General features: G+C 67.5%; 2 protein-coding genes. Both read right to left on the bottom strand.

Annotated elements, in window-relative coordinates; translation table 11 throughout:
* Positions 1-1,038: MCP four helix bundle domain-containing protein (locus tag AC1D2K_RS34530; RefSeq protein ID WP_478094922.1), on the bottom strand; the 1,038-nt coding region annotated here is incomplete at its 3' end.
* Between the two features lie 39 nt (positions 1,039-1,077).
* Positions 1,078-1,500, bottom strand: a 423-nt coding sequence (locus AC1D2K_RS34525) for a methyl-accepting chemotaxis protein (protein ID WP_478094920.1), incomplete at its 5' end; no start/stop codon positions are given.

The raw sequence follows: 1,500 nt of genomic DNA, 5'->3' as shown, positions 1-1,500 counted from the left end.
GCCCTTGACCGCCACTTCGGAGGCCGAGGCCGCCAGCTGGTTGGCCTGGCGCGCGTTGTCGGCGTTCTGCTTCACGGTCGAGGTCAGCTCTTCCATCGACGCCGCGGTCTGTTCCAGCGAGCTCGCCTGCTCCTCGGTGCGCGACGAMAGGTCCTGGTTGCCGGCCGCGATCTCGCCCGAAGCGGTGGCGATCGTGTCGCTCGAGGCCTTGATCTTTCCGACCACTGCGGTCAGTTCGATCTGCATCTGCCGGATCGAATGCAGCAAGCTGCCGGCACGCGCGGAGCCGGTGTCGACCTCCACCGCCAGATCGCCACTGGCGAAGCGGCCGACGACCTCCGCCGCATAGGCGGGCTCGCCGCCCAACTGCCGCCCCAGCGAACGCGCGACCATCAGCCCCATGCCCACGCTGGCCAGGAGCCCGACCGCGGCGATCACCAGCATCATCCAGCGCGAACTGCGATAGGTGTCGGCGGCTTGCTCCGCGCTGGCCTTGGCGAGCGCGTTGCTGTGCGCCACCATGGCTTCGAGCACTTCCTCGAGCGCGCGGGAGTCCTTCAGCAGCTGCGTGCTGTCGTCGCCCACCCGGCCGTCGAACTGCGAGCTGTCGAGCGATTGCTTGCCCACCAGCGCGACGAAATCCGCCATGCGCTGCTTCAGCGGCGCGATCTGGGTTTCGTACTGCCGATAGAGCGTCGCGCCGGCCTCGCTCTCGGCGAACAGCGGCTTGGCCACCGCGGCCCGCGCCTCGAGGTCTTCGATCGACTTGCGGATCGCGACGGACCCCGTATTGCGCTCGCCGCGCGTGGACGCCGACAGCAGCGTCATCTGGGACCGGCTGGCGTAGAGCAGCGCGATGTTGGCATCCTGCAAGGCCTGCAGGGTGTTCAGCTCATGGTGGTAGAGCCTGTCGGTCGACGCGCTGATGCGCGCCATGTGAAAGATGCCAAGCGCACTGACCACGGTGCCGAGGACCGCGACCACAAGAAAACTCAAGACCAGCTTGACAGTCACACGTAGCTGTTGAAACCACTGCATTCCTACTCCTTCGATGGCGGCCCTTGGCGGGCCTGGCTTTTAGAACTCGGTCCAGTCTCCAGACGCTGCGAGCTTCGGCTCGGATCGGGCCGACTCCGCGGTGCGCTTCGGCGCCGATGACGGGGCGGCCGCACCGGCCGGCTTGCGGGGCTGCACCTTGGCCTTCGATTTCGCCTGCGCAATCACGCGCGCGGCGTCGCCGTCGCTGGCCATCTTGAAGACGCTGACGGCCTGCACCAGGCTCGACGCCTGTTCCTGCAGCGAGCCGGCGGCCGCCGCTGCCTCTTCCACCAACGCCGCGTTCTGCTGCGTCACCTGGTCCATCTGCGTGATCGCCTGGTTGATCTGCTCGATCCCCGAGGTCTGCTCCTGGCTGGCCGCCGTGATCTCGCCCATGATGTCCGTCACGCGCTTCACGCTGTCCACGATCTCTTCCATCGTCCGGCCCGCTTGCGCCACCTG

Source organism: Variovorax sp. P1_H12_2, assembly GCF_056405335.1.
This window is presented reverse-complemented; position numbering and strand designations above follow the sequence as displayed.